This window comes from Bacillus sp. URHA0034, assembly GCF_056280405.1.
Genome location: NZ_JBWCDK010000002.1, coordinates 631,621 through 650,346, shown reverse-complemented (window position 1 = coordinate 650,346; position 18,726 = coordinate 631,621). Strand labels below are relative to the sequence as shown.

The 18,726-nt window shown below is 38.3% G+C and carries 19 protein-coding genes and 1 pseudogene; 14 read left to right on the top strand and 6 right to left on the bottom strand.

What is annotated here, in order from left to right; translation table 11 throughout:
• From ACZ9EE_RS05385 to ssuE, 13 genes and pseudogenes are all read left to right on the top strand, one after another.
• Entirely contained in the window at positions 1 to 2,019 is a 2,019-nt protein-coding gene (locus ACZ9EE_RS05385) for an ABC transporter ATP-binding protein (RefSeq protein ID WP_476025638.1), read from the top strand.
• A 119-nt stretch (positions 2,020 to 2,138) separates the two neighbouring features.
• Positions 2,139 to 3,197 (top strand): LLM class flavin-dependent oxidoreductase, encoded by a 1,059-nt coding sequence (locus ACZ9EE_RS05380; RefSeq protein WP_476025637.1) that lies wholly within the window; start codon positions 2,139 to 2,141, stop codon positions 3,195 to 3,197.
• 198 nt (positions 3,198 to 3,395) lie between these two features.
• On the top strand, positions 3,396 to 4,154 hold the full coding sequence (locus ACZ9EE_RS05375) for an alpha/beta hydrolase (RefSeq protein WP_476025636.1): 759 nt from the start codon (positions 3,396 to 3,398) through the stop codon (positions 4,152 to 4,154).
• Positions 4,155 to 4,331: 177 nt separating this feature from the next.
• A complete protein-coding gene (locus ACZ9EE_RS05370) occupies positions 4,332 to 5,666 on the top strand; it encodes an LLM class flavin-dependent oxidoreductase (protein WP_476025635.1) in 1,335 nt (444 codons plus the stop codon).
• A gap of 126 nt (positions 5,667 to 5,792) precedes the next feature.
• Positions 5,793 to 6,071, top strand: coding sequence for a glutaredoxin family protein (locus tag ACZ9EE_RS05365; RefSeq protein WP_476025634.1), 279 nt, complete (start codon positions 5,793 to 5,795; stop codon positions 6,069 to 6,071).
• 117 nt (positions 6,072 to 6,188) lie between these two features.
• Entirely contained in the window at positions 6,189 to 7,016 is an 828-nt protein-coding gene (locus ACZ9EE_RS05360) for a transporter substrate-binding domain-containing protein (RefSeq protein ID WP_476025633.1), read from the top strand.
• A 31-nt stretch (positions 7,017 to 7,047) separates the two neighbouring features.
• Entirely contained in the window at positions 7,048 to 7,755 is a 708-nt protein-coding gene (locus tag ACZ9EE_RS05355; protein ID WP_476025632.1) for an amino acid ABC transporter permease, read from the top strand.
• Between the two features lie 15 nt (positions 7,756 to 7,770).
• On the top strand, positions 7,771 to 8,481 hold the full coding sequence (locus tag ACZ9EE_RS05350) for an amino acid ABC transporter permease (protein WP_476025631.1): 711 nt from the start codon (positions 7,771 to 7,773) through the stop codon (positions 8,479 to 8,481).
• Positions 8,478 to 9,212 (top strand): annotated as a pseudogene (locus ACZ9EE_RS05345) (amino acid ABC transporter ATP-binding protein); the annotation flags it as partial. The gene ACZ9EE_RS05350 and the pseudogene ACZ9EE_RS05345, both read left to right, overlap by 4 nt.
• 69 nt (positions 9,213 to 9,281) lie before the next feature.
• On the top strand, positions 9,282 to 9,794 hold the full coding sequence (locus ACZ9EE_RS05340) for a GNAT family N-acetyltransferase (protein WP_476032859.1): 513 nt from the start codon (positions 9,282 to 9,284) through the stop codon (positions 9,792 to 9,794).
• 14 nt (positions 9,795 to 9,808) lie between these two features.
• Positions 9,809 to 10,942, top strand: coding sequence for an amidohydrolase (locus ACZ9EE_RS05335; RefSeq protein ID WP_476025630.1), 1,134 nt, complete (start codon positions 9,809 to 9,811; stop codon positions 10,940 to 10,942).
• A gap of 85 nt (positions 10,943 to 11,027) precedes the next feature.
• Positions 11,028 to 11,237 carry a Fur-regulated basic protein FbpA gene (locus ACZ9EE_RS05330; RefSeq protein ID WP_476025629.1) on the top strand — a complete coding sequence of 70 codons (210 nt, stop codon included), beginning with the start codon at positions 11,028 to 11,030 and terminating at the stop codon, positions 11,235 to 11,237.
• A gap of 41 nt (positions 11,238 to 11,278) precedes the next feature.
• Positions 11,279 to 11,812: an NADPH-dependent FMN reductase gene (gene ssuE, locus ACZ9EE_RS05325; RefSeq protein WP_476025628.1), complete on the top strand. Its 534-nt coding sequence runs from the start codon at positions 11,279 to 11,281 to the stop codon at positions 11,810 to 11,812.
• A gap of 121 nt (positions 11,813 to 11,933) precedes the next feature.
• On the opposite strand, the gene ACZ9EE_RS05320 is transcribed toward ssuE, so the two are convergent.
• The 6 genes from ACZ9EE_RS05320 to ACZ9EE_RS05295 all read right to left on the bottom strand — a co-directional run bounded on the left by ACZ9EE_RS05320 (position 11,934) and on the right by ACZ9EE_RS05295 (position 17,160).
• Positions 11,934 to 12,296 (bottom strand): four-helix bundle copper-binding protein, encoded by a 363-nt coding sequence (locus ACZ9EE_RS05320; protein WP_476025627.1) that lies wholly within the window; start codon positions 12,294 to 12,296, stop codon positions 11,934 to 11,936.
• 240 nt (positions 12,297 to 12,536) lie between these two features.
• Positions 12,537 to 13,085, bottom strand: a complete 549-nt coding sequence (locus ACZ9EE_RS05315) for a hypothetical protein (protein ID WP_476025626.1) — start codon at positions 13,083 to 13,085, stop codon at positions 12,537 to 12,539.
• Between the two features lie 18 nt (positions 13,086 to 13,103).
• Positions 13,104 to 13,613: a cysteine dioxygenase gene (locus tag ACZ9EE_RS05310; protein ID WP_476025625.1), complete on the bottom strand. Its 510-nt coding sequence runs from the start codon at positions 13,611 to 13,613 to the stop codon at positions 13,104 to 13,106.
• 211 nt (positions 13,614 to 13,824) lie between these two features.
• Complete coding sequence (locus tag ACZ9EE_RS05305) at positions 13,825 to 14,250, bottom strand: EamA family transporter (protein ID WP_476025624.1); 426 nt, start codon at positions 14,248 to 14,250, stop codon at positions 13,825 to 13,827.
• Positions 14,251 to 14,453: 203 nt separating this feature from the next.
• Positions 14,454 to 15,629, bottom strand: a complete 1,176-nt coding sequence (locus ACZ9EE_RS05300; protein WP_476025623.1) for an ROK family protein — start codon at positions 15,627 to 15,629, stop codon at positions 14,454 to 14,456.
• A gap of 133 nt (positions 15,630 to 15,762) precedes the next feature.
• Positions 15,763 to 17,160 (bottom strand): amino acid permease, encoded by a 1,398-nt coding sequence (locus tag ACZ9EE_RS05295; RefSeq protein WP_476025622.1) that lies wholly within the window; start codon positions 17,158 to 17,160, stop codon positions 15,763 to 15,765.
• 674 nt (positions 17,161 to 17,834) lie between these two features.
• Between ACZ9EE_RS05295 and ACZ9EE_RS05290 the strand changes: the two genes are divergently transcribed.
• The gene (locus ACZ9EE_RS05290) at positions 17,835 to 18,632 is read left to right on the top strand and encodes a DUF2935 domain-containing protein (RefSeq protein ID WP_476025621.1); all 798 of its coding nucleotides are present in this window, start codon (positions 17,835 to 17,837) and stop codon (positions 18,630 to 18,632) included.
• Positions 18,633 to 18,726 lie beyond the last annotated feature (94 nt).

The following is an 18,726-nucleotide window of genomic DNA, read 5'->3' as shown; positions in this document are numbered from 1 at the left end:
ATGGAAAAGCTGCTCGATATTCAACATTTAAAAGTTGATTTTACAATGAAGGATCGTGATCTTACAGCCATAAAAGAGGTATCGTTACATATTAAAATCGGGGAGACGGTTTGCATTGTCGGGGAATCTGGAAGCGGCAAGAGTGTTACTTCAAAAGCCATCATGCGGCTCATCGATTATGAAAATGGCAAGATATCAGATGGCAGCATTGTACTGGACGGAATGGACCTCACCCAGCTATCACAAAAAAAGCTCCGTTCGATTCGAGGTAAGAAGGTGGCGATGATATTTCAGGAGCCGATGGCTGCTTTTGATCCTGTGTTTACGATTGGAAGCCAGATCATCGAAACCATTCTTGAAAATAAACAATCTACTAAATTGCAAGCCAAAGAACGTGCGCTTTATTTATTAAACAGGGTTGGCATATCCGATGCGGAAATACGATTAAAACAATATCCCAACGAGTTGTCTGGAGGCATGCTGCAACGGGCAATGATAGCAATGGCGCTTGCGTGCGGTCCGGACCTTCTCATTGCGGATGAACCAACGACAGCACTAGATGTTACCATTCAAGCTCAAATACTGCAGCTGCTTCAAGAATTGAAAGAAGAGTTTGGTATGTCGATTCTCTTAATCACCCATGATATGGGCGTTGCTGCAGAAATGGCGGACCGAATCATCGTCATGTATGCAGGCCGCATTGTCGAGCATGCAACGGCAGCACAATTGTTTGAGCTGCCCCATCATCCTTATACACGTGGATTGCTTAAGTCGATTACAACAATGGAGAGCGATCGCAGTAAGAAACTCTATTCTATTAAAGGATCTATTCCAGGATTGGCCGACATGCCATCGGGCTGCCAGTTTCATCCGCGCTGCCCCTTTGCAACCGATCTTTGTTCAAAGGAGTCGCCACCGTTAGTGGAAGTGAACAATCGACATACGGCATGCTGGTATGCAGATGAGATTTTAGAGTTCGATAATGGGGAACAACCTATGGAAGAAACAAAAACAATCGAACTCTCTGAAAAAGAAGTGGTCCAAAAACAATCCCGTGAACCTTTGTTCAAGATTCAGGAATTAAGTAAATATTATCCGATTAGCAAGAGAGTTTTCTCCCGAAATCAATCCTCTATTAGAGCAGTTGACAATGTATCTTTCACCATTGAAAGAGGAGAGACATTTGGTCTTGTTGGAGAATCAGGCAGTGGCAAATCGACATTAGGCCGTGTGCTTTTGCAGCTTGAAAAACTAACTAGTGGAAAAGTCATATTCGGAGGGCAGGATTTGTCACTGTTAGGAGCAAAAGAATTACGTGAAAAGCGAAAGGACATGCAAGTGATTTATCAAGACCCTTATGGTTCTGTTAATCCACGCTGGAAGGTTGGGGATATCATTGGTGAGCCTCTTCGGGTTCATGAATCTCTGAGTGTAAAAGAAATGAATGAGCGAGTTCAAGAATTACTAGAGATCGTTGGGCTTAATAAAGGCGGCTATGATCGCTATCCTCATGAATTTTCAGGAGGACAGCGTCAGCGGATTGCCATTGCTAGAGCGATTGCACTAAATCCTCAGTTTATACTAGCAGATGAAGCTGTCTCGGCATTGGATGTATCGGTACAGGCGCAAATCGTGAATTTATTGCAGGATTTACAGAGGGAGAGGAACTTAACTTATTTATTTATCGCTCATGGTTTAAATATTGTCCGGCATATATCAGATCGGATTGGTGTTATGTATCTAGGTCAATTAGTGGAAATTGCTGATAGTGAAGAATTGTTTTCACATCCTGCCCACCACTATACAAACGGTTTAATTGATTCAATTCCAGTGGCAAATCCTACTTATGGTAGAGAACGTATCTCTATTCAGGGAGAAATACCATCTCCGGCGAATCCACCGAGTGGCTGCAGATTTCATACCCGCTGCCCGGCAGCAACTGCGCGTTGTCGAGAAGAACAACCCCAATTCAGGGAAGTGGCAAAGGGGCATTGGGCAGCCTGCCATCATCCATTATAAATAAGCGAGGATGAAGGAAAAAACCCAACAGAAACCAAAATCAACTAGCTGCAAAACAGGAATGAACATGCCCGGCCCAATGAATGATTGAGCAAAGGAGCTAACAGGGGGAAATAAGAATGAAATTTGTATTGTTTGATCTTATGAGTAATCATCCTAACGGTGTGACAGGAGAGACTTTAACTGCACAAGAAAGGATTAAACTAGTAATTGATCAGGCCGTTTTTGCTGAAAAGCTTGGATTTGATGGTTACGGGGTTGGCGAACGACACGGTGCTCCATTTTTATCCTCCTCACCGGCAGTGATGTTAACGGCCATTGCAGCCAGAACCTCCAAAATCCGCTTACTGCCAACTGTATCGGTTTTAAGTGTCCTTGACCCTGTGCGAGTAGCCGAGGATTATGCCACACTTGATCATCTGTCCGGTGGAAGAATAGAGATGATGATTGGAAAAGGAAATGATCCGCGCCATTACCCGTTATTTGGAATTACAGAGGAAGAACAATGGATTTCACTTGCTGAGCGATATGATCTTCTGAAACGCTTATGGTCTGAAGAAAATATCTCATGGGAAGGGACCTACCGTCCCCCATTAACTAATGTAACCACAGAACCAAGGCCGTATCAAAAACAGATTCCTATTTGGCATGGCAGTGCATCAAGCCCGCTTTCTACAGAACTTGCTGCAAAGAATGGCGAACCCATCTTTTCATCTAATGCTTTCCATCCAATGGTTAAATATAAAGAATTAATAGACCATTATCGGGAACGCCTGGAGTTTTATGGATATGATTCAACTAAAGCTGTAGTCGGTGCTGGTGCTGGAAGTTTGTACTTGGCCAATACAACGGAAGAAGCGATTACCCGTTTTCAACCGTACTATGATATTCAAATGAATACAGAAGCAGCGAAACATAATCTGTCTCCATTTAAGAATCTTGAGGACCACATCCAAAATGGCTCAGCTCTAATAGGAAGTCCAGAGTTTGTTATCGAAAAGATTCTTAAGTACCATCAAGCATTCGGACACCAGGTACAAAGTATTAGTGTAGGAGGCATAAGTAAGGAAGAACAATTTGAGCAGCTGGAGAGGTTTGCGGCGGAAGTTATCCCCGTACTGAAACGCGAGCTTCCTAGTACAGTTTGGGAAATGGAGCAGGCAGTGGTGGAATCTTAAGCGTTGAGAGTGTTCAATATCATTTGCCTTTCCAGTAAATCAATTTGCAACGATTAACTGAGCTAAAGAAAACTTCAATAATAATCCTATTTTTGAAGTTTTTTTATCCTTTAAATTCATACTTATTTAATATGTTTAGTGTGAAATATAAATCGTAGTGTTTGTGAAAATGTCCTTATATATAAGGAGGAGATATCGATGAAAGAAAAGTTTCCTATCATAAAGGGAGCAGAGGCATTTAATATGAAAGGAAACAATGTTGGGATTCTTATTTCACATGGATTTGTTGGTACCCCGCAAAGCGTACGTTACCTCGGAGAAAGACTTGCGCTTAATGGGTATCATGTTCTGGTACCCAGATTAAAGGGCCATGGCACTCATTATTATGATTTAGAAAGCTGCACACATAAGGAATGGTTTGAGTCATTAGAAAGAGGTTATCACGAATTAAAACAGGTATGCGCAAATATTTTTGTATTAGGTCAGTCGATGGGCGGGACACTGGCGCTTTGGCTTGTACATAAATATCGAGATATAAAAGGCTTAATCTTAGTTAACCCCGCCTTAACAATTCCGTCTTTTGAACATCTAAGAGGAAAAGAAACGCCAAGATTTATTGATGAAGGTGATCCCGATATTAAAGCAACGGATATTTATGAAATCACCTATCCAAAAGTACCGATAAAAGCTATTCATCAACTGCAAACACTGATGGACACAACACCAGCAATTTTAGCCGATATTCATTGTCCGATTTTAGCGATAAATTCGTTAGTGGATCATGTAGTACCACCGGCAAATTCTGATTTTATTATTAAACACATCGGCTCTAAAGTAAAAGAAAGGGTTGTTCTGCCCAATTCATATCATGTGGCATCTTTGGATAATGACAAAGACCTCATTGTAGAGGGTTGTCATCGGTTCGTCCAACTGCAAGTTGGCCATGGAGTGATATAGTATTAATTGGGCAAGCCTGAAGAAATAGCATTATTTGATAGATTTTATGAATATAAACAATATGTTTTTCTATCAGGGAAAGTATAGAAACTCAGCACTTTCCGTGATAGGATAAATCACAAGAATAACGATAGTATTCCTATCCAATAACTAAGAATTAAAAAAGGAGGATCTGTAATGTCTAATCCAAAAAAATTGAAATTTGGCGCTATTATTCATGGAGTTGGCGGAAATATTGCTGGATGGAGGCATCCTGCAATTCAAGCAGATGCAAGTGTAAGTTTGGATTTTTATACCAATCAGGCTCAGAAGGCTGAAGAAGGAAAATTTGATCTAGTCTTTATTGCAGATGGCCTGCACATTAATGAGAAATCCATTCCACACTTTTTAAATCGGTTTGAACCACTAACTATATTGTCAGCTCTTGCTGCTGTTACCTCAAGAATTGGTCTTGTGGGGACACTTTCTACTTCGTATAGTGAACCCTTCAATGTGGCAAGGCAGTTTTCGTCCCTTGACCATATCAGTCATGGCCGGGCCGGCTGGAATGTGGTTACTTCACCATTGGAAAAAACGGCTTTAAACTATAGTAAAACGATTGAAGAACATCCTGACCATTCAAAAAGGTACCGAATTGCAGCTGAATATTTGCAGGTAGCGAAAGGGCTATGGGATTCTTGGGAAGATGATGCATTTGTTCGGGATAAAGAAACAGGAGTATTTTTTGATCCAGATAAATTACATCCATTAAATCACAACGGGGAGTTTTTCTCCGTACAAGGGCCGCTTAATATCGGCAGATCCCAGCAAGGCAGACCGGTCGTATTTCAAGCAGGTTCCTCAGAGGCAGGAAAAGACCTTGCAGCCAAAGAAGCTGATGCCATCTTTACAGGACATCCAACATTAGAAGCAGCAAAAGGATTTTATCAGGATGTAAAAGAGAGAGCAAAAGCTAATGGACGTAATCCAGATGAGCTCGTCATCCTTCCAGGGATCGCACCGATTATTGCTGCCACTGAAGAAGAAGCAGAAAGAAAATACCAAGAAATTGCAAATCTTGTATCCATTGATAAAGCCCTTGATTATCTGGGCCGATATTTCGAGCATCATGATTTCTCGCAATATCCGCTTGATGAACCCTTCCCAGAACTAGGGGACTTAGGAAAGAATAGCTTTCAAAGTCATACAAATCGTATTAAACAACAAGCAAAGGAACAGCATTTAACCCTTCGCCAAGTAGCATTAAGAGAGACCACACCACGACCCGCTTTTCTTGGCACTCCGGAAAAAGTGGCGGACCTCATTCAGGAATGGTTTGAAGCAGGCGGCGCTGATGGGTTTATTATTGGCTCAGCTGTTCCCAATGGATTGAATGAATTTGTAGACTCTGTCGTGCCGATTCTGCAGAAACGAGGGCTATATAGAACAGAATACGAGGCTGAAACCTTACGTGGTAATCTTGGAATTCCATTCCCAGAAAACCGATATGCTAAGAAGGTGGTCTCCCATTGATTAAACGAAATAATAATATGTTTGTGTGCCGGCTAGTCAACTAGAGGCTCTCTATTTAAGATGAAATCTTTAATAGGGAGCCTATTTTATTTCAAATAAACCAAAAAGTATAGGGAGGAATCAAAGATGGGAAAAGAAATATCAGTTGTCGTTTGGGCTAAACAAGGATGTCATTATTGTGGAGAGGTTAAACAATACTTAGAAGATAAAGGAATAATATACGAAACCATTGATGTCACACACCATGACGAGCGTAGAGATATCCTGGAGATTAAGTATGGTGTTCGTCATGTACCTGTCGTTGAAATTGGTCAAGGTGAAGTATATGAAGGGGTTACAAAAGTGGGAATCGAACATCTTGAAGAGGTACTTTTGAAAATTAGTAAGCAAACAAGTTTAAAATAATTCCGACTAAATTCATGTGATTACTAGTCTAAGTTTGGGTCAGTGTAGTTCTACATACCTAGCATATCTAGTCTAAGATGGACGAAGAGTTGGATAAAAAATAAAGGGCGGATCTATATGAAAATAAAAAAATCATTTCTACTCATTTTGACGATACTTGTTGCATTAGTGGCGGGTGCTTGCTCATCACAAGAAACAAGTAAAACATCCTCTGAAACAGCTAAAGGAGGAAGTAAAGTACAAAAAATCATCGTGGGAACAGGTACACAGTTTCCGAATGTATGCTTTATCGATAAGAATGGAAAGCTAACCGGTTATGATGTGGAACTAGTAAGGAAAATAGATGAAAAGCTGCCAGAATACAAATTTGAATTTAAAACGATGGAGTTTTCAAACCTATTAATCAGCTTAGAAACTAGTAAAATTGATTTTATTGCCCACCAAATGGAAGTGAATGAAGAACGACAAAAGAAGTTTCTTTTTAATAAAGAACCTTATAATATTTTTCCTCTTCATGTAACAGTGAAACAAAATAACAATGAAATCCAATCGATTAAGGATCTAACAGGCAAAAAGGTCATCGTGAGCCCGACTAGTAACTCAGCCGTATATATCGAAAAGTATAACAAGGAACATAATGCTAGAATACAAATTGTTTATGCAGGAAATGGCCCAGATTCTACAATCAATCAAATTAAAACAGGCAGAGCAGATGCCACCATAACTACACCTTTTTCAGTGGATTTTCTAAACAAGTCAGTCGATGCCCAAGAAAAAGTTGTTGGAGATCCGCTCTTGAATTCGAAAGTATATTTCCTGCTTAGAAAAGATGAAACACCATTACAAAAGAGAATTGACGAGGCTCTCGTCGAATTGAAAAAAGAAGGAGTAGTTAGTGAATTGAGTAAAAAGTGGTTAGGGGCAGACTACACCGTCAGCTTTTAAATCGTTGGAGCTAGTTTGGAGGTTATCTAAAATGGGTAAAGCATTTGATCCTTTATTAATTATCGAGTTTATCCCGACACTTATTCATTATCTAGGAGTAACTCTCCAGATTTTAGGAGCATCTATTCTTCTTGGTCTTATCCTCGGTGTAGCGGCCGCTATACCGAGGTTGTTTAAAATTCCATTCTTAAATCAACTGGTTATTTTATATGTTTCGTTTATTCGCGGGACACCGATATTAATCCAATTATTTCTGGTTTTTTATGGCTTACCCGCAGTTTTGATGATCGTTAATATTGATATCTCTAAGCTAGAGGCCATTTATTTTGTGATTATTACGTATGCGATTAGTAACGGAGCAGGTTATTCAGAAACTTTTCGCGGAGCCATTCGCGCTGTAGATAAAGGGCAGACGGAAGCCGCCTATTCAATAGGAATGACCAGCACTCAAAACTTCTTTCGAATCATTTTACCACAGGCTTTACGGATTGCATTTCCGAATGTGGCAAACTCGGTGATTGGATCTTTAAAGGACACTTCCCTTGCTTTTACCATTGGGGTAATGGATATGGTCGGCAGAGGAGATACGCTGATTTCAGCAACTGCTCATGCCTTGGAAGTGTACATATCCTTGTCTATTATCTATTATGCAGTTGTTTTATTGTTTGAAAAGATCTTTAGCAAACTAGAAAAATATTTCAATCGTTATCAGAAAGCTGATTTATCAGCTGCTGCGTAGTAAGGAGGGGTATACATGACAATCGATCTTCCTTTTATATGGACTGCTTTTAAAGAAATTATTAAAACTCTTCCCATCACACTTATCTTAACCATTGTCCCTCTAGTTGTAGGTTTTTTAATCGGAATGGTGGTTGCACTCATCAGGATTTATAAAACGAAGTTTCTATACCAGGCAGCAAATGGGTATGTGTCCTTTTTTAGAGGAACCCCCATTATTATGCACATTATGGTCATTTATTATGGAATTCCTTTATTAATAGACCAAGTATCCTTAAAGTTTGAATTAAATATACAATCTAGCAAAATCCCAATTATTTTGTTTGTTTTAACCGCTTTATCATTAGCAGCAGGTGCTTATTTATCAGAAATTATCCGCTCAGGGATCATTAGTGTTTCAACTGGACAATTGGAAGCTGCCTACTCGGTAGGGATGACGAAACTTCAAGCGATGTTTCGAATTATTCTCCCACAGGCGCTGGCACAATCTATCCCAAACTTCACCAATATTTTTGTTGGATTTTTGCATACCTCGTCGATTGCATTTCTTGTATCAGAAAAAGAATTGACTGGTGCTGCCAATATTGTCGCTTCCACTAACTTGAAATTTTTAGAGGCCTTTATCGCCGCAGGTATCATCTATTGGGGACTGACGATTATTGTAGAGGGAATTTCGTTATTACTTGAAAAAAGGGTGACATCGTATAGTCGAGGAGGCGTGTCATGATTATTTTAAAAGAAATAAAAAAATCATTTAACAACTTGCCAGTGTTAAAAGGAATTAATCTCAAAATAAATCGTGGTGAGGTGGTGACGATCCTTGGACCAAGTGGTTCAGGGAAAACAACGTTACTTCGCTGCTTAAATTTTTTAGAAAGACCCGAGACCGGCATTGTTCAGATTGGCAATACTCAGGTCAATACGGTTAAGGCAACGAAAAAGGAAATGTTATCGATCAGAAAACAATCAGCAATGGTCTTTCAACATTATAATTTATTTGCTCATAAGACAGTGATCGAAAACGTAATGGAGGGTCTGATTGTTGCAAAAAAAGTAAAGAAAAAGGATGCCAGAGTTCTAAGTGAACAAGTACTGGAAAAAGTGGGTCTCAGTGATAAATTACATTTCTATCCTTCACAATTATCTGGTGGTCAGCAGCAAAGAGTAGGGATTGCAAGAGCATTAGCTTTAAATCCAGAAGTTATTTTATTTGATGAACCGACATCCGCCTTAGATCCTGAATTAGTTGGAGAAGTGCTTTCCGTTATTAAAGAAATTGCTCAAGAAGGAATTACCATGGTAGTGGTTACACATGAAATGAGTTTTGCCAGAGAAGTATCTGATCGTGTTCTGTTTATGGATGGGGGAGTAATTGTAGAAGAAGGAACTCCCTTGGAGATATTCCATGCACCAAAGGAAGAAAGGACACGTCGATTTTTACAACGGATTTCAGGGGAATCCTTGTTTACACCGTTAAAAGAGCAGGTCAATAAAAAGGCAGATTTATTTTGTGAAAGGGTGATATCTATGGCGATTAATCAAATTATGATAGATGAATTAAAAGAAGTAGAAAAAGAGACCGTTCGACAATTATTAGTGGAGAGTTATCAACAGTACCAACATGAGTATAATTCTGCTCAAGTTTGGGAGGAGTACTTAACTAATATAAAGGCATCCGTTGATAATCCAGACGTAGAAAAAATCTTGATTGCCAAAAATGAGAATCAAATTCTTGGGACCTTACAGTTATTTCTTTCATCAGATAAGGCCTATCAAAGACCAGAATTACAGATTTTCTCACCAATTATTCGATTATTAGCTGTTCACCCGGAAGCACGAGGACAAGGCATAGCACAAGCATTAATTAATGCTGGTCTTCAGTTTGCAAAGTCCCAAGGAGCAAACCAGTTGTACCTGCACACAGGTGATAAAATGAAAAACGCAATCCGGCTGTATGAATGGTTCGGTTTTAAACGTGATCATACAAAAGAATTTTATAACAATGATATTTTAGTAAAATGCTATCGATATGATTTATAAGAAAGGACGTTACTATGAATCAACAGGAATTAGAGACATTCTTACTATCAATTCGACGTCATTTACATCAATACCCTGAATTATCGAACCAAGAATTTGAAACAACTAAATCGATTCAACAATGGCTTCGGGACTTAAATATTTCGATTCGAGAAACGGACATGAAGACAGGTGTTTTTGCCGACATAAAAGGAGGAAAACCAGGTCCCACTGTGGCAATCCGGGCAGATATTGACGCACTGCCAATTGAAGAAAAAACAGGACTGCCTTATGCTTCTAAAAATAAAGGGGTCATGCATGCTTGTGGTCATGATTTCCATACAGCTGCCCTTATTGGTGCTGCTTATCTATTAAAGGAGAATCAGTCAAAGTTAAATGGCTCTGTCCGTTTAATTTTTCAACCAGCCGAGGAGCTAGGTGGAGGGGCCAGGCATGTGATTAAGGATGGGCAATTAGATGATGTCGAAGCGATTATTGGACTGCATAATAAACCAGATTTAGCTGTTGGTACGATAGGAATAAAAGAAGGACCGCTAATGGCGGCAGTTGACCGTTTTCATATCGTTCTTCATGGGAAAGGGAGTCATGCCGCCCTCCCGCAAAATGGAAATGATCCCATTGCAGCTGCCGGACAGCTGATCACAGCTCTACAAACGATTGTCAGCCGGAATGTGTCCCCTCTCCATAGTGCTGTCGTGAGTGTGACAAAGATTATAGGAGGGAGCACGTGGAATGTAATTCCGGGTAATGTTAGTTTGGAAGGGACGGTTCGAACCTTTGATTCGATTGTACGAGAAGAAGTGAAAACAAGGTTTCACACGATTGTACATTCAATTGCTGCTGCTTTCTCACAAGAAGTGGAGATTAATTGGTTCCCAGGTCCGCCGCCACTAATAAATCATAAATCGGTAACAGATATAGTGGAAAGAGCTGCAAAACAACAATCCTTGGACATCATCCATCCAGAACCATCGACAGCCGGAGAAGATTTTTCTTATTATCTTCATCAGATTCCAGGGTTCTTCGCTTTTTTTGGTACCAATGGGAACGAGGATTGGCACCATCCTGAATTTACGGTGGATGAATCAGCACTTTTAAAAGCGGCTTATTTCTTATTTGGAAGTACAAGAGAATTATTAGATCGCTGAATTTGCTAGAAAATATCTTTTAAAGTGTATGATCCAAACGAAAAACGTTTCATTTATACCTAATTTCTAAATAGGAGTGATTCGGATGGGGAATATTCTTCGGGACGCTGTTGAAAATAAACGCAAAAAGTTAATCGAAAAACTAATTGCCTTTAATGTATATAAGAAAGAAGATAAACATCTATTTGAATTATCACTAACGGAATTAGAAAATGAGTATAAAGCATTCAAATCGATTCAACATCCGCATTGTAATTTAGGTTCCATAAAAATCATAAATAAGAAATCAAAATAGAAAATCATTCAGAAGTATAATAGAAGAAAGGGCGATAAACGATGAGCAAAGTAACGATCATTTCTGGAAGTCCTACAGAGGTAACGAGACTAAATGGAGTTCTGCACGAGGTATTAAATCATTTTAGTGGAATTGGGATTGAACCTGAAATTATAAATGTCCGCCAACTACCATCAAATGCTTTGATTCAAGCAAAGTTTGATCATGAAGAAATAATAGCGGCAAATAAAAAAGTGGAGGATGCGAATATTATCGTCATTTTAACACCGGTCTACAAAGCTTCATTCTCTGGTGTTTTGAAAACATACCTAGATCTTCTGCCACAAAGTGGTCTAGAGGGGAAAACCATTTTACCAATTGCTGTCGGCGGCACTTTTGGGCACTTATTAATGATTGATTATGCCTTAAAGCCTGTCTTAACAGCTTTAGGAGCAACCCATATTTTAAAAGGAGCCTTTATTTTAGATAGTCAAATAAAAAAATTAGAAGATAATCGTTTTGAATTAGATGTGGATGCACAAAATAGATTAAATTCTTCACTGAATAGTATTAAAACCACACTGTTTACTATATAAGAAGGGAGAATATCTTATTCAAACGGTTCATAAGATAGTTATTATCCATCTTTAAAAGAGGGTACAAGGATGTACCCTCTCATGTAGAATGAAAGTTTTTTATAGTCTACCTTTTGTTCTTTTAGCAGCAGCAGGCTTCACGGCAAGCATCTGCACACTGTCTGCAAATTTCTGCACATTTTTTACAGCAAGCATCCTCGCATTTTTCACATGCTTTCGCACACGCATCACAAATGTTAGCACAAATACTGGACAAGAAACGAGCGTTGACGCTATTTCTTGCAATCAATTGGCAAGCCAATGCACAAACATCTGAACAGTCACGAAGTATTTTCAGGCAAGCAGCATACTCTGGCGATTGTGCTGAAGAACAACATACATCAAAACACTCATTACATGCCTGAATACATCGGTTACATGCATCGATGCAGTCTTGTAAGCATACGTCCAATTGGCTTCCGATTGCATAACTAACATTTGTCATTAAATCAACCTCCAAAAAATTTAGGTTCAATAGGTAGACAATATAAAAAGCATATGCCTACAGAATCAGCGTTAATTATGATTAGCTCACTATTAACGCCTCTTTTTGTAAAGTCGGCATATGCTTCTTTATCTACCCTTTGATATATATTTGCGTTTATAACTTAATATTCCATAAGATGATGTTTTTAAATGAGGGTGTATTCTTTATTTCCTAAAAAAGTAGTTTAATAAGCTCTGGTTATAGGTTAAGTTGTTCATTAAGATTAGCAATTTGTTTTTGATACCGGTTCAAAGTCTGTTTGATTTTATTCACCTTTTCAGTATCACCTAGACGCTGAGCTTGAATTAATTCATCCAGTGCTAAATGAACATGACCAAAAATAGCTTCTCTTAATAGAAATAAGTCAAAATGGAATGGGGATATATTTTTATCTGAATCGACTACTTTTCCTTCATGAAAATAAGTAAATTCAGTGAACGATCCAGTTTTTATAATATGCTTTTCTCCAGAAAGCCGCTTGTCATAAATGAGTAGATCAATGAAGTTAGCCAGTGGTAAGTCTGAAAATTCTAGACGAAAATAATCAAGACTCAACTGATAATGAGAACCGGAACGGTAAATTAAAAAACTTGCCGATTTCTCTTTAAGGTAAACTGTTATGGTAACAGTATTGATTGTCAAGTGTTCATGAATGTTTAGCCCAAATTTATTGGCATATGATTTCCACCATTTTAGGTCGATCGCTTCGATACTCCCTTTTATGTTTCTGTATATGACAACTTCCACCGTAATAAGCCCTCCTTATTAAGGTTCTATTTCATACATAACAGTTAAGAGTTCGTTCTCTCGCTGTTCTACCTGATAATTAGACATATTTAAAAGGGGCGGGGAGTAAACATGAAGCGAAATCATCCGTTCATCTTGCAGATTACTCATTTTATGGATCAGCCCCTTAGGGGAATAAAGGCAATTTCCTTGATTAATAAAATAGGCAGTCGCTCGTTCAATCTGATTTTCATTGGTTTGATAGATGGAATTGAGTAATTTTCCCTCCAATACCATTGCACATCCGAGAGATTCACCATGATCATGGATGGCGGTTTCTACATGTGGAGGGAGGTTTATTACGATCACTTCTAAATGTTCGTTTAAGTAAATCACATTCCTCCCATATGAAAATTGGTCTGGGTCAGTGATAAAAGGTTGGACTAAATCACAAATATTTGGAATCCTTTTTAAAGCATTTGCTAATTCCTTAAGTGTTGGATTTGTTAACTTACCTAATTGTTGATGAATACAAGCGAGCAGATCCATCTATAAATCCTCCTCAAATTCTTCTGAATGTTGATTTAAATAGTCAAGATTAACTGACCTTTCTGATATGATATTTATCTAACATGTCTAAAGAGACGGCAAAAGCCCAAATATAACTAGACATAAAAAAATAAAACCACAAAGTGAGCGTTCACTAGTGGTTTTAATTAAACAAGCATTTTTCTATAGGATTATTTTTTGGATTTTAACGCTATTGAAGCGCAGTTAAAATGACTCCAATGGCTATTAATGCTACCCCGACTCCGTTAACAAGGCTAAGTTTCTCTCCAAAAAAGATAATCGCTAAAACGGTCGCAATGACGACACTTAGTTTATCGATTGGACCCACCTGCGATACTTTTCCAGTTTTTAAGGCTAAAAAGTAAAACAACCAGGAGGTGGCACCGGCCAAACCACTTAGGACGATAAACAACAAGGCTTTCCTTTGTCCGATAATCTCAGGGATTTTGCCCAAATTCCCCTGAACACTAACAACTCCGATTAAAAAGAGCGCCATGATAACAGATCGAATCGCAGTAGCTGTATTGGCATCAATATTTTGTAACCCAATTTTACCAAATATCGAAACTAATGCAGCTGAAACAGCAGATAAAATAGCAAATACCAACCAAGACATGACACAACCTTCTTCCCATTATTAATTTTAATTTATGATTGCTCTATTTTTGTAACGATGAGAAATCTATTCCTTTTCCTTTTTAGTTTAGACTAATTTCGAGATTGAATTAGTCTAAAAGTGGGTTAATTTTGTGGAGTATAAGAAGCAGGATAATAAAAAACGCAAAGTAGACATTCTTACTTTGCGTTTTATGCGACCATTTAGGCGGTAAACGTTTCTAAAAAGTGTTCAATTGCAATCGAGCTCGCCCCTAAGGCGGGGGCGTTTTTTCCTAAGGATGAGATTAATAGTTCATAACTATTTTCAAGTTGTTGGTAGGTTCTCGATGCCACCGAATTTTTGATCGAGTTTAACACCATTGGCAACGCCTCGACGATATTATTTCGGATGATAACGGCTTGGGGATTAAAGGTATTTAGTATACTTGTTAATCCAATCCCTAGGTAAAAACCAAACTTTTGTAGTGCCATTAGAATGTCTGGGTTATTTTGGTTAGCGAGATGAATGATATCCCGATTAGATAGTTTCTCTTGGTGACTTTTCGATAATGATTTCAATAAAGCATCCTGGGAAGCATATAATTCCCAGCAGCCCCGATTTCCACAACTGCATTTAAGTCCATTCAAGTCAATTGTTAAATGGCCCATTTCTCCGGCAAAACCACGGACCCCACGATAAAGTTCATTATTAATAATAATGCCGACTCCAATACCAGTATGAACACTTACGTAAACAAGATTTTCGTAATCTTTTGCAGCTCCAAACTCTTTTTCACCGTAAGCCCCGGCATTTGCCTCATTCTCTAAAAAGACAGGCACTTTAAATTCCTGTTCGATTAGAGGTTTTAAGTCAAGCTGATAATTCCATTCCAAGTTAGGGGTGAAGATAACTTTTTGCTCTGTAGTTACGAGTCCCGGCACACATAAGCCAATGCCGATAAGCCCGTATGGGGATTCCGGCATCTGAGCTAATAAGTTTTTAATTTTTAAAAAAAGAACATCCTGAATGTCCTCAGAGGACTGGCTTTCTAATTGCTGGTAATCTTCAAGAACGATATTTCCTTTTAAGTCCGTTAATATACAATTGAGATAATCGACACCAATATCTATTCCAATAGAATAGCCAGCATTTTTGTTGAAAACCAGCATAACAGGCTTTCTTCCGCCGCTTGATTGTCCTTGTCCAATTTCGAAAATGAGATTTTTTTCAATCAAGGTATTCACTTGCGATGAAACAGTCGATTTATTTAAACCTGTTGTTTCAGATAACTTTGCCCGTGAAATAGGGGAATTGGCAACAATTTCATTTAATATTAATCTTTGATTGATTTTTTTGACAAGCATTTGATCTGCAGTTATCACTTCTAAACACCTCATTAAGTATAGCGTCCCAATTAAGTTAGAATTACTTTATATAAGCATTATACCTTATAATAGATTGGAAAACTCAGGGATCTGGCATAAAAAGACCTCCAGTAAAAAATTTTTACAGAAGGTCTCTAGGTTTGTGTTAAGCTGTTCGATTATTTAACGTGGAATGCTTCCTTCCATAACTGAAATAAATCACTAAGCCTATGACAAGCCAAACCAAAAAGCTAATCCAGGTTATACCAGGGAGCTGAAGAACTAGGTATCCACATGATAAAAAAGCAATTAATGGGATCCACGGTACGAGCGGTACTCGGAAGCCTCGTTTTGGTGCTCCTTGTGTTTTACGCAAATATAGAATCCCAATTGAAACAGACATAAACGCAAATAAAGTGCCAATATTCGTTAGTTCTGCCAGCTTTCCAAGCGGAATCAAACCAGAAAATACAGAAACAAGCAGACAGGTAATCCATGAATTCACCACTGGAGTTTGTTTTTTCTGATCTACTTTTGAAAATACTTTAGGAAGCAAGCCATCACGGCTGATGGCATAAAATAAACGAGTTTGTCCATAGACCATCACGGTTAAAACAGTCGTAATTCCAGCTATAGCCCCAAGGGAAATGAATCCCGCAGCCCAATCTTGGTGAATATAGTTTAAAGCAAATGAAACAGGATTTTTTACATCTAGCAATTGATAGGGAACAATCCCGGTTAAGACAGCGGACACGGCTACGTATAAAATCGTACAAACAATTAGAGAGGAGATGATCCCAATAGGCATGTTCCGCTGTGGGTTTTTAACCTCCTCAGCCGCGGTTGAAACAGCATCAAACCCGATATAGGCATAGAACGCCGTCGCGGCACCAGAAGCGACTCCTGAAAAGCCAAATGGCATGAAAGGTGTCCAATTAGCTGGCTTCACATACCATGCTCCAACAGCTAGAAAAATGACCACAACTGCTAATTTAATGATGACCATGGCGGCATTAAAACGTGCCGAATGTTTAACGCCTCTTGTTAATAACAAAGTAATAACAAACGTAATTAAAATAGCCGGCACATCGACATAGGTTCCATCCGCCGGATTAAAGGCACTAGAGATCGCTTTTGGAATGGTTATGCCAAATCCTGCAATCAGCCCCTGGAAATACCCAGACCATCCGCTGGCCACCGAGGCACTGGCGAACCCGTATTCGAGTATTAAATCCCAGCCTAAAATCCAGGCTATGAATTCTCCGAATGTAGCGTAACTGTAGGTATACGCACTCCCCGATACTGGAACTGTTGATGCGAATTCTGCATAACATAGTGCAGCGAATATACATACTAGCCCTGATAAAATAAAAGACAGAATTAAGGCAGGGCCTGCATGTTCGGCTGCTGCCACACCTGTAAGAACAAAAATCCCAGTTCCGACAATCGCTCCAATTCCGAGCATAGATAAATCAAAGGCGCCAAGTTCCTTTTTTAAGGACCCTTCTTTTTTTTCTGCTTGGTTGAGTAAATCCTCTATAGATTTTTTTCTGAAAATCTCCATAAAAACTTCCCTTCTTTTAACTCCCTTGTTTAAATATTGTGAAAATATAAACAATGAAAGTAGTGCAAAATATGTCGAAAGAAAATCAACGAGACTTATAATATAATTTATTTTAAAAAAAATCAATATTCTTGAAAAAGAAATTATATAAGTTTTTTGAGTAATAGTTTTTTTATTAGTTCACAATCTTGACATATTTATTCAAAATTTTTAATTCATATTTCGACAAGAGTAGCGAAAGTTCTACGAAGATTCTCCTATACTTTCTTTGCATATAGAAGATCTAGCGTGGAATTTGTAACTTTGAGTTATAAATAGTCGACTTTTTGAAATTTCTTTTACAAAATATGTTTGCTACAATAGATACACAACCACTTAAATCTATGCTTAAGGTTATAAAATGACATGAAAATACATGATCCCTGAGAGGAGAGGTATATTATGGTATTCAAAGCGAGATTATGGAGAATCTTAACCAAAAACCAGAAATTAAGACTACTAAAGCAAAAAGCTACTTATAAATCTTTTATTTAGGGCCCATGTAAAGGGCTCTTCTTTTTTTTCGTACTTCAAAAAAAGGACAGACGGTTGTTGCCTTTTTTCTTTAATAAAATGTTCATAAGGAGAATAAAATCTTAAATTAGTGGGGGAGTTTTATACGAGGAGGAATAAATATGAATGAGGTCTTTGAGAGGACAGCGCGATTTGAACACCGTTTTTGGCTGCAAATACTTGGTGATCATTCTCGGTTTATTTATGAGGCTCTTGCACCAGTTCAAGAAGAGGAAATTAATAAAGCCTTAACTTTTATTCGGGTCTTTGACACACTTCTGGATCGTGCAAAATTCGCTGATTTGATATCAGTCACAACTGATGCCGAATCAGCGGTTTTAAATCTACGAGAATTCAAATTAGAATTAATCAGCAAACATCTTGTTGGTAAAATTAAAATCCACCTAACCCCGACCTTTATCAATCATATGGTTAATGAATTAGAGGAGTATGTAAGAATTTTAACTCACCTTAAGGAAGGCCAATTACCTCCTGTCTACCATGAATTGCACCATCATCTTTTATGGTTGTTAGATGCTGCAGGTCATTCTGAGGCGATTTCCTCCAATTTAGATGGTGTTGAGAAGAAATTGAAAGAAAAAAGTAATTTATTTAGGAAGGATTTTGAAGGTTTTTATCTTAAAGCTGTTGAGCTAGCCGGTTATCTACGTACAGGATTGACTACGTTTCCAGCTTTATCAAAAATGAATGTAGACAGCCAGTTAGAAATAAAGTTATTTCAAAACTTTTTAGCTGAACTAGAAGAACTTGAATTAACGAAGCAGGCATTAGGGACCTTCGCACCCTTAATGGCGGATCATATGTTCCGTGAAGAATGTTATTATTTGATGAAATTAGCAGAGTCTGCTAGTCTAGACCCGCCAAACTGTGATCCTGCCAAACCTAGACTCCAGGATTAGTTGAGTAGTTGAAAAGTGAAGAACTACTGAAAGTGTAATAAAAATTTCAATCCTAAAAATGCTCACAAAAAGAGGGTACACCAAAAGATACGTT

Excerpts from the sequence above, each read along its gene's own strand:
- ACZ9EE_RS05385 (WP_476025638.1), top strand. The coding sequence starts at position 1 with ATGGAAAAGCTGCTCGATATTCAACATTTAAAAGTTGATTTTACAATG.
- ACZ9EE_RS05380 (WP_476025637.1), top strand. The coding sequence starts at position 2,139 with ATGAAATTTGTATTGTTTGATCTTATGAGTAATCATCCTAACGGTGTG.
- ACZ9EE_RS05375 (WP_476025636.1), top strand. The coding sequence starts at position 3,396 with ATGAAAGAAAAGTTTCCTATCATAAAGGGAGCAGAGGCATTTAATATG.
- ACZ9EE_RS05370 (WP_476025635.1), top strand. The coding sequence starts at position 4,332 with ATGTCTAATCCAAAAAAATTGAAATTTGGCGCTATTATTCATGGAGTT.
- ACZ9EE_RS05365 (WP_476025634.1), top strand. The coding sequence starts at position 5,793 with ATGGGAAAAGAAATATCAGTTGTCGTTTGGGCTAAACAAGGATGTCAT.
- ACZ9EE_RS05360 (WP_476025633.1), top strand. The coding sequence starts at position 6,189 with ATGAAAATAAAAAAATCATTTCTACTCATTTTGACGATACTTGTTGCA.
- ACZ9EE_RS05355 (WP_476025632.1), top strand. The coding sequence starts at position 7,048 with ATGGGTAAAGCATTTGATCCTTTATTAATTATCGAGTTTATCCCGACA.
- ACZ9EE_RS05350 (WP_476025631.1), top strand. The coding sequence starts at position 7,771 with ATGACAATCGATCTTCCTTTTATATGGACTGCTTTTAAAGAAATTATT.
- ACZ9EE_RS05340 (WP_476032859.1), top strand. The coding sequence starts at position 9,282 with ATGGCGATTAATCAAATTATGATAGATGAATTAAAAGAAGTAGAAAAA.
- ACZ9EE_RS05335 (WP_476025630.1), top strand. The coding sequence starts at position 9,809 with ATGAATCAACAGGAATTAGAGACATTCTTACTATCAATTCGACGTCAT.
- ACZ9EE_RS05330 (WP_476025629.1), top strand. The coding sequence starts at position 11,028 with ATGGGGAATATTCTTCGGGACGCTGTTGAAAATAAACGCAAAAAGTTA.
- ssuE (WP_476025628.1), top strand. The coding sequence starts at position 11,279 with ATGAGCAAAGTAACGATCATTTCTGGAAGTCCTACAGAGGTAACGAGA.
- ACZ9EE_RS05320 (WP_476025627.1), bottom strand. The coding sequence starts at position 12,296 with ATGACAAATGTTAGTTATGCAATCGGAAGCCAATTGGACGTATGCTTA.
- ACZ9EE_RS05310 (WP_476025625.1), bottom strand. The coding sequence starts at position 13,613 with ATGGATCTGCTCGCTTGTATTCATCAACAATTAGGTAAGTTAACAAAT.
- ACZ9EE_RS05305 (WP_476025624.1), bottom strand. The coding sequence starts at position 14,250 with ATGTCTTGGTTGGTATTTGCTATTTTATCTGCTGTTTCAGCTGCATTA.
- ACZ9EE_RS05300 (WP_476025623.1), bottom strand. The coding sequence starts at position 15,629 with ATGAGGTGTTTAGAAGTGATAACTGCAGATCAAATGCTTGTCAAAAAA.
- ACZ9EE_RS05295 (WP_476025622.1), bottom strand. The coding sequence starts at position 17,160 with ATGGAGATTTTCAGAAAAAAATCTATAGAGGATTTACTCAACCAAGCA.
- ACZ9EE_RS05290 (WP_476025621.1), top strand. The coding sequence starts at position 17,835 with ATGAATGAGGTCTTTGAGAGGACAGCGCGATTTGAACACCGTTTTTGG.